Origin of the sequence: Sporosarcina sp. PTS2304 (assembly GCF_003351785.1) — a bacterium.
In the GTDB taxonomy this organism is placed as follows: Bacteria; Bacillota; Bacilli; order Bacillales_A; family Planococcaceae; genus Sporosarcina.
On record NZ_CP031230.1, the window covers coordinates 1648973 to 1667500 of the forward strand.

14 protein-coding genes, 20 tRNA genes and 2 rRNA genes (1 of these 36 running past the window's edge) are annotated in these 18528 nt (G+C 43.5%); 4 read left to right on the forward strand and 32 right to left on the reverse strand.

Annotated features, from left to right (window positions below):
* Positions 1-35 precede the first annotated feature (35 nt).
* The 4 genes from DV702_RS07750 to DV702_RS07765 all read right to left on the reverse strand — a co-directional run bounded on the left by DV702_RS07750 (position 36) and on the right by DV702_RS07765 (position 2712).
* Positions 36-350, reverse strand: coding sequence for a transposase (locus DV702_RS07750; protein ID WP_240315700.1), 315 nt, complete (start codon positions 348-350; stop codon positions 36-38).
* 248 nt (positions 351-598) lie between these two features.
* Entirely contained in the window at positions 599-1921 is a 1323-nt protein-coding gene (locus DV702_RS07755; RefSeq protein ID WP_114925879.1) for an NAD-dependent malic enzyme, read from the reverse strand.
* 96 nt (positions 1922-2017) lie between these two features.
* On the reverse strand, positions 2018-2197 hold the full coding sequence (locus DV702_RS07760; RefSeq protein WP_114924259.1) for a putative motility protein: 180 nt from the start codon (positions 2195-2197) through the stop codon (positions 2018-2020).
* 65 nt (positions 2198-2262) lie between these two features.
* On the reverse strand, positions 2263-2712 hold the full coding sequence (locus DV702_RS07765; protein WP_114924260.1) for a Dps family protein: 450 nt from the start codon (positions 2710-2712) through the stop codon (positions 2263-2265).
* A 95-nt stretch (positions 2713-2807) separates the two neighbouring features.
* On the opposite strand from DV702_RS07765, the gene yidD reads away from it, so the two are divergent.
* Positions 2808-3041, forward strand: a complete 234-nt coding sequence (gene yidD / locus DV702_RS07770; RefSeq protein WP_114924261.1) for a membrane protein insertion efficiency factor YidD — start codon at positions 2808-2810, stop codon at positions 3039-3041.
* An 89-nt stretch (positions 3042-3130) separates the two neighbouring features.
* Entirely contained in the window at positions 3131-4087 is a 957-nt protein-coding gene (locus DV702_RS07775; RefSeq protein WP_114924262.1) for a metal ABC transporter solute-binding protein, Zn/Mn family, read from the forward strand.
* A 95-nt stretch (positions 4088-4182) separates the two neighbouring features.
* Here DV702_RS07775 and DV702_RS07780 read toward each other — a convergent pair whose 3' ends face one another.
* From DV702_RS07780 to DV702_RS07800, 5 genes are read right to left on the reverse strand one after another with little or no spacing between them, the layout of a single operon-like run.
* Positions 4183-5616 carry an o-succinylbenzoate--CoA ligase gene (locus DV702_RS07780; protein WP_114924263.1) on the reverse strand — a complete coding sequence of 478 codons (1434 nt, stop codon included), beginning with the start codon at positions 5614-5616 and terminating at the stop codon, positions 4183-4185.
* A gap of 60 nt (positions 5617-5676) precedes the next feature.
* Entirely contained in the window at positions 5677-6495 is an 819-nt protein-coding gene (gene menB / locus DV702_RS07785) for a 1,4-dihydroxy-2-naphthoyl-CoA synthase (RefSeq protein ID WP_114924264.1), read from the reverse strand.
* Positions 6496-6508: 13 nt separating this feature from the next.
* A complete protein-coding gene (gene menH, locus DV702_RS07790; protein WP_114924265.1) occupies positions 6509-7336 on the reverse strand; it encodes a 2-succinyl-6-hydroxy-2,4-cyclohexadiene-1-carboxylate synthase in 828 nt (275 codons plus the stop codon).
* Entirely contained in the window at positions 7326-9047 is a 1722-nt protein-coding gene (gene menD, locus DV702_RS07795; RefSeq protein WP_114924266.1) for a 2-succinyl-5-enolpyruvyl-6-hydroxy-3-cyclohexene-1-carboxylic-acid synthase, read from the reverse strand. Before menD ends, menH begins: the two co-directional genes overlap by 11 nt.
* Positions 9040-10416: an isochorismate synthase gene (locus tag DV702_RS07800; RefSeq protein ID WP_114924267.1), complete on the reverse strand. Its 1377-nt coding sequence runs from the start codon at positions 10414-10416 to the stop codon at positions 9040-9042. Before DV702_RS07800 ends, menD begins: the two co-directional genes overlap by 8 nt.
* Positions 10417-10645: 229 nt before the next feature.
* Between DV702_RS07800 and DV702_RS07805 the strand changes: the two genes are divergently transcribed.
* Positions 10646-11557 carry a 1,4-dihydroxy-2-naphthoate polyprenyltransferase gene (locus DV702_RS07805; RefSeq protein ID WP_114924268.1) on the forward strand — a complete coding sequence of 304 codons (912 nt, stop codon included), beginning with the start codon at positions 10646-10648 and terminating at the stop codon, positions 11555-11557.
* A gap of 141 nt (positions 11558-11698) precedes the next feature.
* Positions 11699-12442, forward strand: a complete 744-nt coding sequence (locus DV702_RS07810; RefSeq protein ID WP_240315701.1) for a TraR/DksA C4-type zinc finger protein — start codon at positions 11699-11701, stop codon at positions 12440-12442.
* A 56-nt stretch (positions 12443-12498) separates the two neighbouring features.
* Here the strand turns inward: DV702_RS07810 and DV702_RS17330 are convergent, their stop codons facing one another.
* The 23 genes from DV702_RS17330 to DV702_RS07925 all read right to left on the reverse strand — a co-directional run.
* Entirely contained in the window at positions 12499-12885 is a 387-nt protein-coding gene (locus tag DV702_RS17330; RefSeq protein WP_114924270.1) for a transposase, read from the reverse strand.
* 763 nt (positions 12886-13648) lie between these two features.
* Positions 13649-13720: transfer RNA gene (locus DV702_RS07820), tRNA-Glu, on the reverse strand.
* Between the two features lie 8 nt (positions 13721-13728).
* Positions 13729-13819: transfer RNA gene (locus tag DV702_RS07825), tRNA-Ser, on the reverse strand.
* Positions 13820-13828: 9 nt separating this feature from the next.
* Positions 13829-13903: transfer RNA gene (locus DV702_RS07830), tRNA-Asn, on the reverse strand.
* A gap of 1 nt (position 13904) precedes the next feature.
* A tRNA-Ile gene (locus DV702_RS07835) sits at positions 13905-13981 on the reverse strand.
* Between the two features lie 4 nt (positions 13982-13985).
* A tRNA-Gly gene (locus DV702_RS07840) sits at positions 13986-14059 on the reverse strand.
* A gap of 5 nt (positions 14060-14064) precedes the next feature.
* A tRNA-Phe gene (locus DV702_RS07845) sits at positions 14065-14140 on the reverse strand.
* A gap of 23 nt (positions 14141-14163) precedes the next feature.
* Positions 14164-14239: transfer RNA gene (locus DV702_RS07850), tRNA-Asp, on the reverse strand.
* A gap of 1 nt (position 14240) precedes the next feature.
* Positions 14241-14315: transfer RNA gene (locus DV702_RS07855), tRNA-Met, on the reverse strand.
* Between the two features lie 88 nt (positions 14316-14403).
* Positions 14404-14496 (reverse strand) — tRNA-Ser (locus DV702_RS07860).
* Between the two features lie 15 nt (positions 14497-14511).
* A tRNA-Ile gene (locus DV702_RS07865) sits at positions 14512-14588 on the reverse strand.
* Between the two features lie 5 nt (positions 14589-14593).
* Positions 14594-14667, reverse strand: a tRNA-Met gene (locus DV702_RS07870).
* 30 nt (positions 14668-14697) lie between these two features.
* Positions 14698-14773: transfer RNA gene (locus tag DV702_RS07875), tRNA-Ala, on the reverse strand.
* A gap of 5 nt (positions 14774-14778) precedes the next feature.
* Positions 14779-14855, reverse strand: a tRNA-Pro gene (locus tag DV702_RS07880).
* Between the two features lie 22 nt (positions 14856-14877).
* Positions 14878-14954: transfer RNA gene (locus DV702_RS07885), tRNA-Arg, on the reverse strand.
* Between the two features lie 12 nt (positions 14955-14966).
* Positions 14967-15055: transfer RNA gene (locus DV702_RS07890), tRNA-Leu, on the reverse strand.
* Positions 15056-15066: 11 nt separating this feature from the next.
* Positions 15067-15138, reverse strand: a tRNA-Gly gene (locus tag DV702_RS07895).
* A 7-nt stretch (positions 15139-15145) separates the two neighbouring features.
* Positions 15146-15227, reverse strand: a tRNA-Leu gene (locus tag DV702_RS07900).
* A 19-nt stretch (positions 15228-15246) separates the two neighbouring features.
* A tRNA-Lys gene (locus DV702_RS07905) sits at positions 15247-15322 on the reverse strand.
* An 8-nt stretch (positions 15323-15330) separates the two neighbouring features.
* Positions 15331-15406, reverse strand: a tRNA-Thr gene (locus DV702_RS07910).
* Between the two features lie 14 nt (positions 15407-15420).
* Positions 15421-15496: transfer RNA gene (locus DV702_RS07915), tRNA-Val, on the reverse strand.
* A gap of 67 nt (positions 15497-15563) precedes the next feature.
* Positions 15564-15679, reverse strand: a 5S ribosomal RNA gene (rrf, locus tag DV702_RS07920).
* A gap of 512 nt (positions 15680-16191) precedes the next feature.
* Positions 16192-18528 (reverse strand): 23S ribosomal RNA (locus DV702_RS07925); it runs 590 nt beyond the window's last position.

Consider the following 18528-nt stretch of genomic DNA (forward strand, 5'->3'; position numbering starts at 1 on the left):
CTTTATTCTAGTGTAGCGGAAAAGGACATGTTGAATCAACGAAAGTACGGAAGTTTTTCAATAAATTGTTTCGACTCCTCATCTGTGTATTCATGAATGAGCGCATACACTTTCATCATCCTAAGATCAATATCGTGATTATCACGATCATAATGATAAGGAATATAAGGTAAATGAGAACGCAAAAAGTTGCGAAACTCTAAACGGTCCATTTGAGCAAATAATCTTTCGAAAATTGGATATGCTTCTCGAGGTACTTCTACTTTATACTCCCACGTGGATGAATAAGGATCAACTAACACTTGCTTATGTTGAATAGATACATACATCGTATACTTCTGCTCGCTCATAATTAGCCTACTTTCTTTTTTCTGTAGTATGGCATGAAACGTAAAATAAATTCCTGTATTCAACAGATCAAAAAGAAGCTGAGACATAACAAAAGTAAAGTCCTTTCCCCTGCACTCCAAAAGTCATGCTTTCTGCTCCGGTACACTCTACTGTTCTTAAAAATAGTTACTAATAACAACACGAACAAGCGTAAAGGATGACGTGTCCTTTACGCTTGTTGCATGTTATGTCCGAGCTTCCTGTTTTCTTATTTCCCTTGTTCGTCATATACTACTTTTTCAACAGCTAATGCGACATTGATATGAACATTTGGATCTAGCGGGTGTGGCACTAAATCGTCTCGCTTCGTACTTTCTACGATAGCTTGTGCTGCAGCAATTAGCATAGGATATGTGATCGCTTTAGCATTGGCATTTAGCGCTCCTCGGAAAATACCTGGAAATCCTAAGACGTTATTGACTAGACGTCCGTCTGCTGCATATGCTGCACCTGCCTCTAATGCTACGTCAGGTGCAATTTCCGCATTTGGATTCGATAACGCTAAGATGATTTGACCTTTACGCACCATTTCTGGTTTGATTAAATTTGCAACACCGGTTGTGGCAATGACTAAATCACATGTCGCCATAATTTCTTCCATTGAATCTACGACAGTTCCTCCATATTCAGCGAGCATGTCTGTTGCCTTAGGATTTGGATCTGTGCCTTTCATCTCTTCCACACCATAGGCCATAAACATTCTACTAATCGCAAGACCCGCTGCGCCTAAACCGATTTGACCAACAGAAGAATTCTGTAATTCCACTCCTACGTGTTTGCATGCTGTTAATGCAGCAGCTAAAGCAACAACTGCCGTGCCATGCTGATCGTCGTGCATGACAGGGATTGGCAATTCTTTTTTTAGACGTTCCTCGATTTCAAAGCAATGCGGAGAGCCTATGTCTTCTAGTAAAATCGCTCCAAAACCTTGATGAATATGCTTAATCGTTTCCACTACTTTATCAGGATCACTTGTATCTAGTAGAATGGGTATACCGCTAATACCTACGAATTGATCGAACAACACAGCCTTACCTTCCATTACAGGCATTCCTGCCACAGGTCCAATATCGCCTAATCCTAAAATAGCTGTGCCATCCGTTACAATTGCTACGGTATTTGAAATACCAGTGAAGTAATTTGCTTGTTCCGGATCTTCTTGAATCGTTTTACAAACATTTGCCACACCTGGTGTATATACTCGGCGCAAATCAGCTAACGACCGAATTTCCGTCGTAGCTTTCATATGAATTTTACCGCCTTCATGTGCTTGAAGAACATCGTCAGTGACTGCATGCACTTTAATACCATGTTTTAAGCTTTCAATAGCCTCTACTATTTCAGCTAAATGTTGTTGATTATTACACTGCAACGCTATTTCTCTAATGGTTGAAACGGTTCCTACTTTAATCGTTTGTATATCACCAATATCGCCACCCAGTTGTCCAATAGCCATCGTCACTTTACCTAAATTTCCTGGTCTAGAAGGTGTTTCAATAATTAAATTACGTAAAAATTGACCGTGTGCCATCATTCTTCAACTCCCTATAATATATGTATCCATATTTCATCTCTACTTAACAGAAAAAACACACATCTCTAATCATACGAGATGTGTGTTTGCCAATCAAGCCTTGATATCCACAGATGCCCCTTTGTACGGGTGTGCGGTTGGCTGATTTTCAAGCCCACTCAGCATTTCGGTAACCGCAGAAGTTTCAATCGAAAGAGCTTTATTCATCATACTCATCTGAACGGTCGATTGCAGGCTTCTCAACTGACTGGACATAATAGAATTCATATCCATTGCGTTCACTCCTTCCTACTACTTCACTTCTTTGTATCGGCTACTTTCATGCGTAATGAAGAGTTTCATTCATTTGTTTCGCCTAAAAATGCATTTAGCATCCATTGATGTTTTTCAATGCTTTGATACACTGCATTCAACATATCTTCTGTCATATCGTCAGAATCTTTCGCTGCTAAATCCATACCTTTTTTCAATGATTTCATAATTTTATCAAAATCATCTACAAGCGTTTGTACCATATCGTTTGCTCGTTCCGTACCTTTTGCTTCACTCACTACAGATTCTTCCAAATGCTCTGCTAGTGTCGCTGTAGGCTCACCGCCTAATGTCAATACGCGTTCAGCAATTTCATCCATATGCAAAGTTGCTTCGTTATACAACTCTTCAAATTTTGCATGCAATGTAAAGAACTGATTTCCTTTTACATACCAGTGGTAATTATGTAACTTCGCATACATAACCGACCATGTAGACACCTGCTTATTCAATTCTTGGATTAATTCTTTAGACATAAAAAAACACTCCTCTACATTAGTTATAAGCTTCTCTCTTTTAATTTACCACGTAACTCGGTAAACTAAACCTACTTAGATCGGAAGGTGACATTATGTTAAAGAAAGTGCTAGTGCTATTCATCCGCTTTTATCAAAAATTTATATCCCCTATGTTTCCGCCGTCTTGCCGTTTCTATCCTACTTGCTCTCATTATGGCGTAGAGGCTATTGAAACGCACGGTGCACTAAAAGGTAGTTACTTGGCCGTTATGCGGATTTTAAAATGCCATCCTTTTCATGAAGGCGGATTTGACCCTGTACCGCCAAAGAAAGAAAAGAAAAAATAATGCAGGTTGCAATCATAAAATAAATCTTGTATGATTAGGAAGTTATCTAAATAGTAATCATTCCGATTAACGTCATGGAGGCTTTATGAATGAAAAAACGATTTGCATTATTAGTTACCGCTCTGCTCCTCTTAATAAGCGGCTGCACAAATGACACAACTAAGAAAAGCAATAGTACTTCACCTGAAAAGATGCTTATATACACTACAGTATATCCGTTACAATACTTTACTGAACGCATCGGCGGCGAGTTTGTTGATGTGCAATCTATTTATCCACCAGGTACAGATGAGCACGTGTTTGAACCGACACAAAAGGATATGATGGCTTTAGCGAAAGCCGATCTGTTCTTTTACATAGGACTCGGATTGGAAGGTTTCGTTCAGAAAACAGAAAAGACATTGCAGACAGAGGATGTTCAATTTATCCCGGTTGCAGATTCTATTGACAGAGAACAATTAGGATCTGGTCATTCCCACGAGGAAGAAAGCCATGACGAACATGATCACCACCATGATTCTGCTGTCGATCCCCACGTATGGATTTCACCTTTTCTAAGTACATTATTGGCAGAAAAGATTAAAGACGAATTAGCGGATGAACTACCAGAACACGCAGAACAATTCCAAGCCAACTACGAAACGTTATATGATGAACTCGAAGGCCTAGATAGACAATTTAAAACAATGGCAGATGCTGCACCGAATAAAACATTTTTTGTCTCCCATGCTGCTTTTGGCTATTTAGCATCTACGTATGGATTGCAACAATTGGCTGTATCCGGTTTAGATTCACAAAATGAACCTTCACAAAAACAGCTCGCCAGCATTGTTCAGGAAGCACAAGAAAAAAATATTCACTATATATTGTTCGAGCAAAATGTAAGCTCTAAGTTAGCGGAAGTCATTCAAAAAGAATTAGGTGCTAAAACACTAACACTGCATAATTTAAGCGTGCTGACAGATGAGGATATCGTAAACGAGGAAGACTATTTTACGTTAATGAAACATAATTTAGAAGTTTTGAAAACTGCTTTAAGCAAGTAGAAGATGAATGACAATAGTAGAAAGGGACTGTATAGAAAATCAGTAACTTCTGATTTTCTTTACAGTCCCTTTTGTTGTAGAAACTGGTACTTTTTCTACACTCTTTTTTTTAGTTCAAAACGCATTAGTTTATTCGACGCATTGCGTGGCAGTTCATCCACAAAATAAATCTTTTTTGGTAATTTATAGCGAGCTAACCGCTGTTCACAGAAATCCAAAATTTCTTTTTCCGTAACAGTCTCACTGATCACGAAAGCAACTGGTACTTGCCCCCACTGCACATCTTCTTTACCGCAAACTCCTGCTTCTCGAATCAAGGGGTGTGCCAACAAGACATTTTCAATTTCTGCCGGGTAGATGTTTTCTCCACCTGAAATGATTAAATCCGCTCTTCTATCTACGATAAATAAAAATCCTTCATCGTCTATGTAACCCATATCACCCGTGGCTAGCCAGCCGTCAGTTGTCAATGGAGAGCGCTTCTTTTGACTTCCTACATAACCCGGCGTAACGTGCGGTCCTTTGATGAGAACTTCGCCTATCACATGCTGATCATCAGTTCCTTTGATAGAAATTTGATTGAAAAATAAAGGTTTGCCCGCAGACCCTTGTTTTCTTCGTGCATCTGCTTTGCCAAGCGTTGTTGTTTGTGAACATGTTTCTGTCATACCGTACGTTTGAAGTATTGGTAAATTTCGCGCTACAGCACGTTCTAAATAATCTAAAGGAACAGATCCACCACCTACTAACATAGAGCGAAAAGAAGGATGTGCTTTCATATGTTCCGACTCCATTACACGAACGATTTGATCTAATGTTAATGCGACAACTGACATAGCCGTCACATTCCCTGCAGAAATTTGTACAGCAGCTTCTTTTGCATCAAATTTTTCGTACAAGCGCATTTCCATGCCGTAAATAACTGAGCGAATAATAATCGATAATCCACTAATGTGAAATAACGGCATCATACAAAGCCAAGAGTCTTTTTCTGTCAAACCTAAATTTAAAGCGGAGGCCAATGCACTCGCTGTATGATTACCAGCAGTTTGGCGCACTCCTTTTGGCGCTCCAGTCGTACCCGACGTATACATAATGGAAAGCGTTTGTTCTTCCTCCCATTGTTGCTCCAGTGCGTATTCTTTTCTCGTTTGTCGGCGTAGTGTAGAAAATGTTAGGCAATTTACTCCATCAATTGTAGAATACTTCGTGTCATCAACAAGTAAAATTTCTGCTTCCGAGTCCTCCACTTGCCAACGCAGCTCGACTGGAGTCAACCGATTATTAAGGCATACAATCTCTACCCGCAGTAGCCAGCATGCATGAATTATAAAGACAGTTTGTTCAGTAGACTGACTTAGCAATGCTAGTCTACTGCCTGGTTGAACACCTGCATGATGAAGCTGTTGTGAAATTTCAAGCGATTTTTCAAACAACTCGCCAAATGTCCAACGCTCTCCATTACTCACTAACGCGGGCGCATCAGGAGTCAGTTTTGCGCGCTGAACAAGCCAATTAGGAATAATCATTGTAATCCCTCCGCATAAGTCTACTCATGAAAAAGCTGCCTACTAATAGGCAGCTTTCTATTAAGGGAAACGCGGGAATTGATCGAAGTCAGGCGTACGTTTTTCTTTAAACGCATCGCGGCCTTCTTTCGCCTCGTCTGTTGTGTAATAAAGAAGTGTTGCATCACCAGCTAATTGTTGAAGTCCTGCTAATCCATCCGTATCTGCATTCATTGCAGCTTTTAAGAAGCGTAATGCTGTTGGACTCTTGCTTAACATTTCTTCACACCATTGCACTGTTTCATCTTCTAGTTGCTCGTAAGGAACGACTGTATTCACAAGACCCATATCCAGCGCTTCTTGTGCGTCGTACTGACGGCATAAGTACCAGATTTCCCGTGCTTTTTTATGACCGATAATACGCGCTAAATAGCCAGAACCATACCCTGCGTCAAATGAACCTACAGTTGGTCCAGTCTGTCCGAAACGCGCATTGTCTGCAGCGATCGTTAAATCGCAAACTACGTGAAGTACGTGACCGCCACCAATTGCATAACCTGCGACCATCGCCACTACTGGCTTTGGAATGACACGGATCAAGCGCTGTAGATCCAATACATTCAAACGTGGAATTTCATCTTCACCGACATAGCCACCATGACCGCGAACAGATTGATCGCCGCCTGAACAGAATGCTTTCTCTCCTTCACCTGTTAAAACGATTACACCTATTCTGCTGTCGTCACGTGCTCGTGAAAATGCATCAATCAATTCCATTACCGTTTTCGGTCTAAATGCATTTCGCACTTCTGGACGATTGATCGTTATTCTTGCGATGCCGTTGTACATTTCATACTTAATATCATCGTATGTACGTAGTGATTCCCATTGACGCGTCATAATTAATTCCTCCTCAATTCTGTGCTTTCAAATAGCTCTTTATCATTGTAGCAAATTGTCGGGGTTTTTCCACGTGAATTGCATGACCTGCGTCTTTTATCATTTCATGTCGGACAAAAGGCAAGTATTGTTTCATCTTATGTGCTATTTCTACAAATTTTGGATCTTCACTGCCGGTCATTAATAGTACCGGTAGCTTTACCTGCTCTAAGTCCTCCCAATACGATCGCTGGCTTCCCGTGCCAATCCCCCGCAAGCTATTCGCCAAACCGATTGCCTTTTGACTCAAACGTTCTTGTCGAACCGCCTGACGTTGCTCATCTGACAGGTTCTTTTGCGAATGAAACAAAGGGATTTCCTGCCAAAAATCAATAAATGACTCTAGGCCTTCTTGCTCTATTCGTTCTGCCAACTTGGCATCTGCTAAACGCCGTGTCTTTTGCTCTTCCTCACTACGTAAGCCAGGAGAACTGCTTTCTAGAATCAGACCGGCCACTTGACTAGGATAGGTGACAGTATAGGCTAGTGCGACACGCCCCCCCATAGAATAACCTAGGATAATCGGACAAGCGAGTTGTAGAATCGCAAATAACTCATGTAAGTCTTTAATTTGCTGTTCCATTCGATAACGTGATATTTCTACTGGTGCTTCCGATCGGCCGTGTCCCAGTAAATCGATAGCGACAACGTGATAAGTTGAAGAAAGCAATCGTATTGTTTCTGTCCATGTGGACGTGGAACCAGTAAAGCCGTGAAGTAAAACAATAGTAGGCGACTGATCCTGTCCATACTGCTCCACATGCATCTTTACACCACGAATGCCGTATTTCTCAGCTCTCATGCTGCTCCACCCTCTTCGCTATTTCACGCCAAACTGAACGATGTGCCTCCACATTTTCAGCACGATCTGTCAGTACTTCAATAATACGTAAATCTTTAGTTTTAGGTGTCTGCAAAGCCGCTTCAAATGATTCTACTGTAGTGACCACATCATATTGTGCTTCGTACATAGCAGCTAAATGATTAAATTTCACATTCGTTGGAGTGCCGAATAGTTTCTCGTAGTGATTTTCGATAGAGGACTGTGGCAAGTAAGAGAATATACCGCCACCATTATTGTTCAGAACGACGATTGTCAAATTCGTCTGTTGCAGTCGCGAAATAAGCAATCCATTACTATCATGTAAAAACGCCAAATCTCCAATTAATAAGTAAGTAGTCCGTTTACGTGCTTCTGAAATGCCTAGTGCAGTAGAAACGACTCCATCAATCCCGTTTGTTCCACGATTACAGAAAAGTGCAATGTCGTGAGTTGTTTGTTTGAAATACGTATCCAAATCTCTAATAGGCATACTGCTGCTACAAACGACATCTGATTCATTCGGCAAATGCGCAATGAATTGACGCACGAAATGGCCTTCATCTTCTGCAAATTGTTGATTTTCACTCAACACTGTTTGCGAAATCTGGTTAGCAGTACTCCAATAAGTAGTATACTCTGTGCGCTCCATCTGTAGATCAATACCGCGCCATACACTTTCTGCTGTAGATTGGACGTGATGTGTTGTTAAAGCCAATGGATCACGATAATTCGGCGATTCATCTACTGTCATGTATACTTTTGGACATGTCTTTTTCAAAAATAATGACAATGGTTTGGAAATAGGCTGCGGTCCAAAACGGATTACGCAATCTGCTTTTACTAGTTCAATAAACTTTTCGCTTTTTAACAAAGCATCATACTGATCGATGCATAAATCCACACAATCTGATGGAACTTCTGAGCGAAGATTGGATAATGGGTCGCAAAGCACAGGCCATTGAAGTTTTTTTGCAAAAGTCCAAAACAGCTCTTTATCTATTGTCGCTGTTTGTTCACCGACGATTAGTAAACCCTGTCGCGATTCTTTTATCGCACAATGTAATAGATCATTCATTTGCGAGGTTAACGTCATTTCTGCCGCTAGCTGTTGTTGAAACCGGCCACTAGACACTTCTTGTTGAAAATCAATTAGAAGTGGTTCACGGAACGGCACATTTAGATGTACAGGTCCTCTCGGGGCTGTCATCGCAACCGAAAGAAGCCGAACAGTCCGTTGTTCTATATAGGAAAGTATGTCCGGCCGATTTTCTGGTACCGGGAAATCCACACTTTCTTTTACATGTTCTCCAAACATACGAATTTGATCAATCGCTTGCGGTGCACCTACTTCACGTAACTCATGTGGACGATCCGCTGTAATCACGACAAGCGGTAAACGGGCATAGTACGCTTCCGTTACTGCCGGATGATAATTAGAAGCTGCTGTGCCGGATGTACAAAGTAGGGCAACAGGTTGTCCTGTCGCCTTTACTAGACCGAGTGCGTAAAAAGCTGCAGAGCGCTCATCCGTATGAATAAACGTCTGCATCGTGTCAGATTCAGAAAATGCATAGGCTAACGGAGTTGATCGGGATCCTGGACTGATGACCGCATGTTTGACTCCTTGTTTCATTAATGCCTTAGTTAACCGATACACATAATGTGTTAATCCAACCTGATGATCATTCATGTAATCGTCCTCCAAGCGCACGTAAAACAGGTCGGAACTTTACCCATGTTTCGGCATATTCTTCTGTGGGGGTGGAGTCTTCTACAATCCCGCCACCAGCATATAAATAAGCATCCTTATCAATGAGCAGACCAGAACGAATAGCTACTGCAAACTCTCCATTACCCGCAGCATCCGTCCAACCAATTGGTCCTGCATAAAAGCCGCGATCCATTTGTTCTTCTTCTCGAATGATTTCCAACGCTTTATTACGGGGAACCCCTCCTAAAGCTGGCGTCGGATGGAGTGCTTCTACTAAACGGAAGATATCCATATCTTTCGCTAATTCTCCTTCAACCGGTGTAAATAGATGTTGAATATCACGTACTTTCAACAACTTCGGCGTCTTGCTCACTTGCAAAGATGTACAGAACTCAGAGAACACTTCTGTAATCATATCTACTACATACTGATGTTCTTCTCGATTTTTCTTATCGCGTAATAGACGTTCGCCCAGCGCCTGATCTTCCTGTGCCGTTTTTCCTCGTTCAATCGAACCGGCGACACATGCTGAATACGCTTGACCATCTGTAATTTCAACTAATCTCTCCGGAGTAGCACCGAAGAACATTTCTTTTCCAATTTGCAAACCGAAGTGGTAGCTGGCAGACTGTTCATTTGAAATGGCATACAATGCTGCCGCTTTTTGAAATTCTTCTTCGAATGTAAGTTTAATTTTACGGGCGATGACCACTTTTTCCGCCACTTGTTCTTTAATTTGTGAAGTGACTTGCTCCACTGCATTCATGTAGCGATCGGTTTCCAGCTCCGTCTGTTTCACGACATCTGGTTTTGCTGATAAAGTAAATTCTTCTACTTGTGCAATATGAATCAGGCGGTCACGTTCATGACGTAATGCTTCAAAATCCGCAGCAGCTTGCAGTTCTTCTGTTACGTAATTAATCGATACATAGGTCTTTCCTCTTTCAATCTTCAACTGAAATAAAGGTACCGTGAAATAAGCTGCTGGGAATGCATTCCACTCTATGTCTTGCCGTGTCTGTGGATCAAAAGAAAAACCACCAAATAGTACAGGATCCATATCTTTCTCTTCTTTGATCAACTCGTTGCATAACGTTCTCCATTGCAATGAGATAGACTCAAAGCGATTGTCTTTGGCTGTTAATACTGCTGCTTGTCCTAACCCAACAAGCTTCACTGTTTTATCTGCATTCTGCCAAAAAAAGCGGTGTTCGCTATAATGTGAATGACCCGCTTCAAAAAAGGCTAATGGACTAAGCGTTTCCACTTCAATTGTTTCCGTAAAAAAACGAGCATTGTTTTCTGCAGCAGAAACCATACGTGCTCGATCGGTCAACTTCCAGTTCATCCTACTCTCTCCTTCTGTCATTTCAGATGTATTTTTCATGTTTGTCCGCTCTTTCTCCGCAGACGTTAAGTATCTCTATTCTATCACAACGAACGTCTGACGTAATATGATAATGTCTCCCAATGATTGTGCTCATTCGACAATTGCATGTAACAGCTCTCTCAACGTACCTAATCGGTTGTTTTTGTTGTATAATGGCCTATGATGACTATTTAAGGAGAGATTAGACGTGCAACACACAATTGAAACAGATACCGGCTGGCGTGTTTGGTGGCAGCTAACGAGACCTCATACATTAACGGCGGCATTTGCTCCTGTTTTCTTAGGTACAATGATCGCATTGCAATACGGCCCTTTACATTTTCCGCTCTTTCTAGCTATGTTGACAGCCAGTCTATTCCTGCAGATGGCTACAAATATGTTTAATGAGTACTATGATTTCAAGCGTGGTTTAGATGACGAGTACTCGATTGGAATTGGCGGTACAATTGTACGGAACGGCGTCCAGCCAAAAACCGTATTGAATTTAGCTTTACTGTTATATGGTTTATCTGTCATTCTTGGCATATATATTTGCATGGAAACTTCTTGGCTTCTTGCAGTTGTCGGCTCGATCGCTATGCTAATCGGTTATCTATATACGGGAGGTCCTTATCCTATCGCTTATACACCTTTTGGCGAACTAGTCTCAGGATTCGTCATGGGGATGTTATTGATTTTAATCGCATTCTACATTCAGACAGGTACCGTTACAGGAAACGCCATACTTTTATCTGTACCGAGTATGTTACTAGTAGGAGCCATCATGTTAGCGAATAATATACGTGATATCGTTCAAGATACGAAAGGCGGTCGCAAAACTCTAGCGATTCTAACCGGTCGTTCCACTGCAGTAACTATTTTAGCCACATTTTTTATAACATCTTATCTTTGGATTATTATTTTAGTCCTAACTAAGCAAGTATCTGCATGGGCATTACTAGTATTACTAAGCATTCCTAAACCAGTGCACGCAATAAAAACGTTTAGAACATACGAACAACCCATCCAAGTTATGCCTGCAATGAAGAATACAGGTGTAACAAATACATTATTCGGATTGCTACTAGGTATTGGCATTCTTATCGCTCATTTCATTTGAATAAACTTTCTACAAACGCCCACACTATAAATAGTGGGCGTTTTTTGTTGGAAATGTTTACTTTTACATGAACTAAGGGAATACCTGAAATAATAACAGTTGTACAATCAAGAATTATAAAAATGCTGTATAGAAAGGGTTGTGAATACATTGTTAACTACACAACAAATCGCGAGTTTGAAAAAAGAATTAGAAACGATGGAAGAACACTTGTCAGAAACTAGTAATGAAACAGAAATAAGTAAGTCTGTACAAGAAGATAGTGGAGAACTATCAATGTACGATAATCACCCAGCCGATATGGGAACAGAATTATATGAACGTGAAAAGGATCTTGCGTTAAATACTCACGCGGAAGATGAGTTACAGAAAGTACAGCATGCGCTACAAGCGATCAAAGAAGGCACATATGGTGTGTGCGAAGAATGTCAACAACCAATCCCCTACGAGCGTCTAGAAGCGATTCCTTACACTACGGTCTGTATTGAACATGCAGAAAAAGCCATTCCCGATGATCGTCCTGCAGAAGATGACATACTAATTATGGCAGAGCCGAACTCTTTCGCTGACCGTCGCTCGGGTGCTGCGAGAGATCATGAGGATAGTTTTCAGGAAATTGCGAAGTCGGGCACATCAGAAACACCTTCAGACTTTATTGGGAATGCCAATCGGGATTATGAAGATCTTTATGTAGAAGAAGATGATGAAGCTACTGAAGAATATGAAGAATTTGCGGTGTCGGATATTTCAGGAGATCCAGCAGGATTCATTCGCAACGAAGTTGTAGAAGAATACGAAGAAACCTTGGATGAAGAAGGAATAGAATCCCCTATAGGTGATATCCCATATCACAAAGGTGATAGTTATATAGAAGACGATAAGTAATAAACAAAAAGAAAGACTTATCACAAGAGTGTATTTCGCTCTCATTCTTGTGATCTTCAATTTAGGTTCTTTGTCAAATAACGTAGGTGAGAGTATTTAGCTGACCTAATTTGAATGATGAACCTGTCCTCCAAGCAGCTTAAGTTGCTTGAAGGACAGGTTGTTTTGTTTTTATCGACACTGCGAGGGATCGGCTTAAGTTTGAAGTTATTCATCGAACGATTGATTAATTGAACGAGATGAAATCGATTAATAATAATCTTTGCTTGTGGGAATAATTCTTTGATTACACTTACATACACTCCATTCATATCAATGGTCACCGTTTCAACGTTTCGACGATCCGTTACACTATAATTGTTGAGAAAGTGGTTTCTAATGGTTCGATTGTTTCGGTTATCGAGAATATCTCCCATGACAACGTTGATGCACTCAAAAGCCATGCTTCCTTTTGCGTATTTGAACTCATCAAAAGATAAGTGTTTCGGTAATTAGGAATGGTAGGGCTTCAATTGTCCTGCCGCTTGATTAATAACGCGTTGGACAGTCGTAGGCTAAACAGAACAGTCTTGTGCAATAGAAGTTAAAGACTGCACTTCCGCTGATTTGATGACTACGTGTGTTTTCACGTTTATAGAAAGATAGCAGTTTTTTTCAACAATGGGCGTTTTGGCCGTGAAGCTACTCCCACAAATTTTGCACTTAAAGCGCTGTTCCTTTAAAAGTAAATAAGTTGGATAAATTCCTGTAAAAGAGAGAGTATTTCGAGATAATTGAGTACCATTTTTATAAACTGAGCACTCAATGTTTTCCATACCGCACTGTTCGTAATATAGCGGTGTGTAAGTCAATAATCCAGTAATATATTTACAAGATTGATCTTTGTAAGTGCTTTTTTACACACTCTTCTTCAAATATAATATGTAAGTCTTGAATATCGATTAATATTTTACTATCATTGGAAATAGACAAGTGGATTCCCCTCTGAATGATGGTTTTGGTCGACCCTTATTCTACAGGGAATTTCACTTGTTTTCTATTTTTAAATAAACATAACGTTAGTGAATTCCATCACCTTCTCTCTATAGATGAGAGGAGATGATTTTTTTCACCAACGTTATAAAATGTACAACCTCAATTTATTAGTTATACATGTATTATAAAAAAAAGGTTCCTTACACAATTGTGCAAGGAACCTTTTCAGTATGACCCCTACGGGATTCGAACCCGTGATACCGCCGTGAAAGGGCGGTGTCTTAACCGCTTGACCAAGGGGCCAAAATATATGGCGGAGAAGGAGGGATTCGAACCCTCGCGCCGCTTTCGCGACCTACACCCTTAGCAGGGGCGCCTCTTGAGCCACTTGAGTACTTCCCCATAAATAATTGGCTCCGCAGGTAGGACTCGAACCTACGACCGATCGGTTAACAGCCGATTGCTCTACCACTGAGCTACTGCGGAATGGTGGGCCTAAGTGGACTCGAACCACCGACCTCACGCTTATCAGGCGTGCGCTCTAACCAGCTGAGCTATAGGCCCATTTTGGAGCGGGTGAAGGGAATCGAACCCTCATCATCAGCTTGGAAGGCTGAGGTTTTACCACTAAACTACACCCGCATTCATGGTGGCTCAGGACGGAATCGAACCGCCGACACAAGGATTTTCAGTCCTTTGCTCTACCGACTGAGCTACTGAGCCACATTGTAATACTTTTTATAAAATGGCGGTCCCGACGGGAATCGAACCCGCGATCTCCTGCGTGACAGGCAGGCATGTTAACCGCTACACCACGGGACCTTGGTTGCGGGGGCAGGATTTGAACCTACGACCTTTGGGTTATGAGCCCAACGAGCTACCACTGCTCCACCCCGCGATAATATAAATATTGAAATTATTCTCGATAAGCCTATATTATTTTAACATAATAACTTTTTACTGTCAAGCATGATTTAAATAATTAATGGCGGAGGAAGAGGGATTCGAACCCCCGCGGGCTTTAACACCCCTGTCGGTTTTCAAGACCGATCCCTTCAGCCGGGCTTGGGTATTCCTCCGTAATTTAAGTAAACTGGTGGACCTTGCAGGACTCGAACCTGCGACCGGACGGTTATGAGCCGTCTGCTCTAACCAACTGAGCTAAAGGTCCATAGATAGCGGCGGAGGGGGTCGAACCCACGACCTTACGGGTATGAACCGTACGCTCTAGCCAGCTGAGCTACGCCGCCACAATTAGTATTAGTCAGTTTATAAGATATTGGTGGAGCCTAGCGGGATCGAACCGCTGACCTCCTGCGTGCAAGGCAGGCGCTCTCCCAGCTGAGCTAAGGCCCCATAAGTGGTCGGGAAGACAGGATTCGAACCTGCGACCCCTTGGTCCCAAACCAAGTGCTCTACCAAGCTGAGCTACTTCCCGACTATGTAAATTATATATAATATGGCGCGCCCGGCAGGAGTCGAACCCACAACCTTCTGATCCGTAGTCAGACGCTCTATCCAATTGAGCTACGGGCGCATATTATGAAAATGGTGCCGAGAACCGGAATCGAACCGGTACGGTAGTCACCTACCGCAGGATTTTAAGTCCTGTGCGTCTGCCAGTTCCGCCACCCCGGCAAGGATGTAAAAGCGGAAGACGGGATTCGAACCCGCGACCCCGACCTTGGCAAGGTCGTATTCTACCACTGAACTACTTCCGCATTAAAGTGCGGGTGAAGGGAGTCGAACCCCCACGCCCGAAGGCACTAGATCCTAAGTCTAGCGTGTCTGCCAGTTCCACCACACCCGCATATATGTTACTTAAAAAATGGTGAGCCGTACAGGATTCGAACCTGTGACCCTCTGATTAAAAGTCAGATGCTCTACCAACTGAGCTAACGGCTCGTACAAAGTGGTGCCGGCGAAAGGACTTGAACCCTCAACCTACTGATTACAAGTCAGTTGCTCTACCAGTTGAGCTACACCGGCAAGTGTAGAAAATATGGTGGAGGATGACGGGCTCGAACCGCCGACCCCCTGCTTGTAAGGCAGGTGCTCTCCCAGCTGAGCTAATCCTCCTGGGTATAATTTTTATCGATTCTGCATGATCTTATGTATAGAAATTTTCGATCTTTAGAAAAGAATTGCCCGGCGACGTCTTACTCTCACAGGAGGAAACCTCCAACTACCATCAGCGCTGAAGAGCTTAACTTCCGTGTTCGGTATGGGAACGGGTGTGACCTCTTCGCTATCGTCACCAGACTTGTCCTTTTAGCGGACATTTACTATTATAACACATGGCACTCAAAATGCAAGTGTTATTTTTAATTTTTTTGAGTAAAATTATTCACTCAAAACTGGATAAAAGACATTGGGTTGTTCAAGTAACTGTTTCTGCTTTTCGTGTTGTCCAGCTAAATCGACCAGATGCTCGGGTCATAAGTCAGCTTGGCTGCGCGACAAAAACCGTCGCTTCGCCAATCCGTCTTATGCCTGTCGTATCTAGACGGTCGATTTAGCTTTTCATTTTGTCCAGCTTCAGCGGCCAGATGCTCGGGTCATAAGTCAGCTTGGCTGCGCGACAAAAACCGTCGCTTCGCCAATCCGTCTTATGCCTGTCGTATCTAGACGGTCGATTTAGCTTTTCATTTTGTCCAGCTTCAGCGGCCAGATGCTCGGGCCATAAGTCAAAGCTGTTTCGTGGTAAAGAGCACCACTGCACGTCTTCGCCTTATGCCTGCCGCATCTAAACGGCTGCTTCCGCTTTTCAATAATAGGTTAAGTCCTCGATCGATTAGTATCTGTCAGCTACACACGTCGCCGTGCTTCCACCCCAGACCTATCCACCTCATCTTCTTTGAGGGATCTTACTTACTTGCGTAATGGGAAATCTCATCTTGAAGGGGGCTTCATGCTTAGATGCTTTCAGCATTTATCCCGTCCATACATAGCTACCCAGCGATGCCTTTGGCAAGACAACTGGTACACCAGCGGTATGTCCATCCCGGTCCTCTCGTACTAAGGACAGCTCTCCTCAAATTTCCTGCGCCCGCGACGGATAGGGACCGAACTGTCTCACGACGTTCTGAACCCAGCTCGCGTGCCGCTTTAATGGGCGAACAGCCCAACCCTTGGGACCGACTACAGCCCCAGGATGCGACGAGCCGACATCGAGGTGCCAAACCTCCCCGTCGATGTGGACTCTTGGGGGAGATAAGCCTGTTATCCCCGGGGTAGCTTTTATCCGTTGAGCGATGGCCCTTCCATGCGGAACCACCGGATCACTAAGCCCGTCTTTCGACCCTGCTCGACTTGTAGGTCTCGCAGTCAAGCTCCCTTATGCCTTTGCACTCTACGAATGATGTCCAACCATTCTGAGGGAACCTTTGGGCGCCTCCGTTACTCTTTAGGAGGCGACCGCCCCAGTCAAACTGTCCACCTGACACTGTCTCCTGCCCGGATCACGGGCATGGGTTAGAAGTCCAATACAGCCAGGGTAGTATCCCACCAATGCCTCCTCCGAAGCTGGCGCTCCGGAATCAAAGGCTCCTACCTATCCTGTACAGGCTGCACCGGAATTCAATATCAGGCTACAGTAAAGCTCCACGGGGTCTTTCCGTCCTGTCGCGGGTAATGCGCATCTTCACGCATATTATAATTTCACCGAGTCTCTCGTTGAGACAGTGCCCAGATCGTTACGCCTTTCGTGCGGGTCGGAACTTACCCGACAAGGAATTTCGCTACCTTAGGACCGTTATAGTTACGGCCGCCGTTTACTGGGGCTTCAATTCAGAGCTTCGCTTGCGCTAACCCCTCCTCTTAACCTTCCAGCACCGGGCAGGCGTCAGCCCCTATACGTCACCTTACGGTTTTGCAGAGACCTGTGTTTTTGCTAAACAGTCGCCTGGGCCTATTCACTGCGGCTCTCTCGGGCTATTCACCCTACCAGAGCACCCCTTCTCCCGAAGTTACGGGGTCATTTTGCCGAGTTCCTTAACGAGAGTTCTCTCGATCACCTTAGGATTCTCTCCTCGCCTACCTGTGTCGGTTTGCGGTACAGGCACCTCCCGCCTCGCTAGAGGCTTTTCTTGGCAGTGTGAAATCAGGGACTCTGGAGACAATTCTCCTCGCCATCACAGCCCAGCGTTAGATGAAAACGGGATTTTCCTCGTTTTCCGCCTCACTGCTTAGACACACAACCAACTGTGTGCTCACCCTATCCTACTGCGTCCCCCCATTACTCAAACGGCGGGGAGGTGGTACAGGAATATCAACCTGTTGTCCATCGTCTACGCCTATCGGCCTCGACTTAGGTCCTGACTAACCCTGAGCGGACGAGCCTTCCTCAGGAAACCTTGGGCATTCGGTGGAAGGGATTCTCACCCTTCTTTCGCTACTCATACCGGCATTCTCACTTCCAAGCGCTCCACCAGTCCTTCCGGTCCAGCTTCAACGCCCTTGGAACGCTCTCCTACCATTGACTTGCGTCAATCCACAGCTTCGGTGATCTGTTTAGCCCCGGTACATTTTCGGCGCAGCGCCACTCGACCAGTGAGCTATTACGCACTCTTTAAATGATGGCTGCTTCTGAGCCAACATCCTGGTTGTCTGGGCAACGCCACATCCTTTTCCACTTAACAGATACTTGGGGACCTTAGCTGGTGGTCTGGGCTGTTTCCCTCTCGACAATGGATCTTATCACCCACTGTCTGACTCCCAAACATAAATCATCGGCATTCGGAGTTTGTCTGAATTCGGTAACCCGGGATGGGCCCCTCGTCCAAACAGTGCTCTACCTCCGAGATTCTTTCGTTTGAGGCTAGCCCTAAAGCTATTTCGGAGAGAACCAGCTATCTCCAGGTTCGATTGGAATTTCACCGCTACCCACACCTCATCCCCGCATTTTTCAACATACGTGGGTTCGGGCCTCCAGTCAGTGTTACCTGACCTTCACCCTGGACATGGGTAGATCACCTGGTTTCGGGTCTACGACCCCATACTCATTCGCCCTATTCAGACTCGCTTTCGCTGCGGCTCCGCTTTCTCAGCTTAACCTTGCATGGAATCGTAACTCGCCGGTTCATTCTACAAAAGGCACGCCATCACCCATT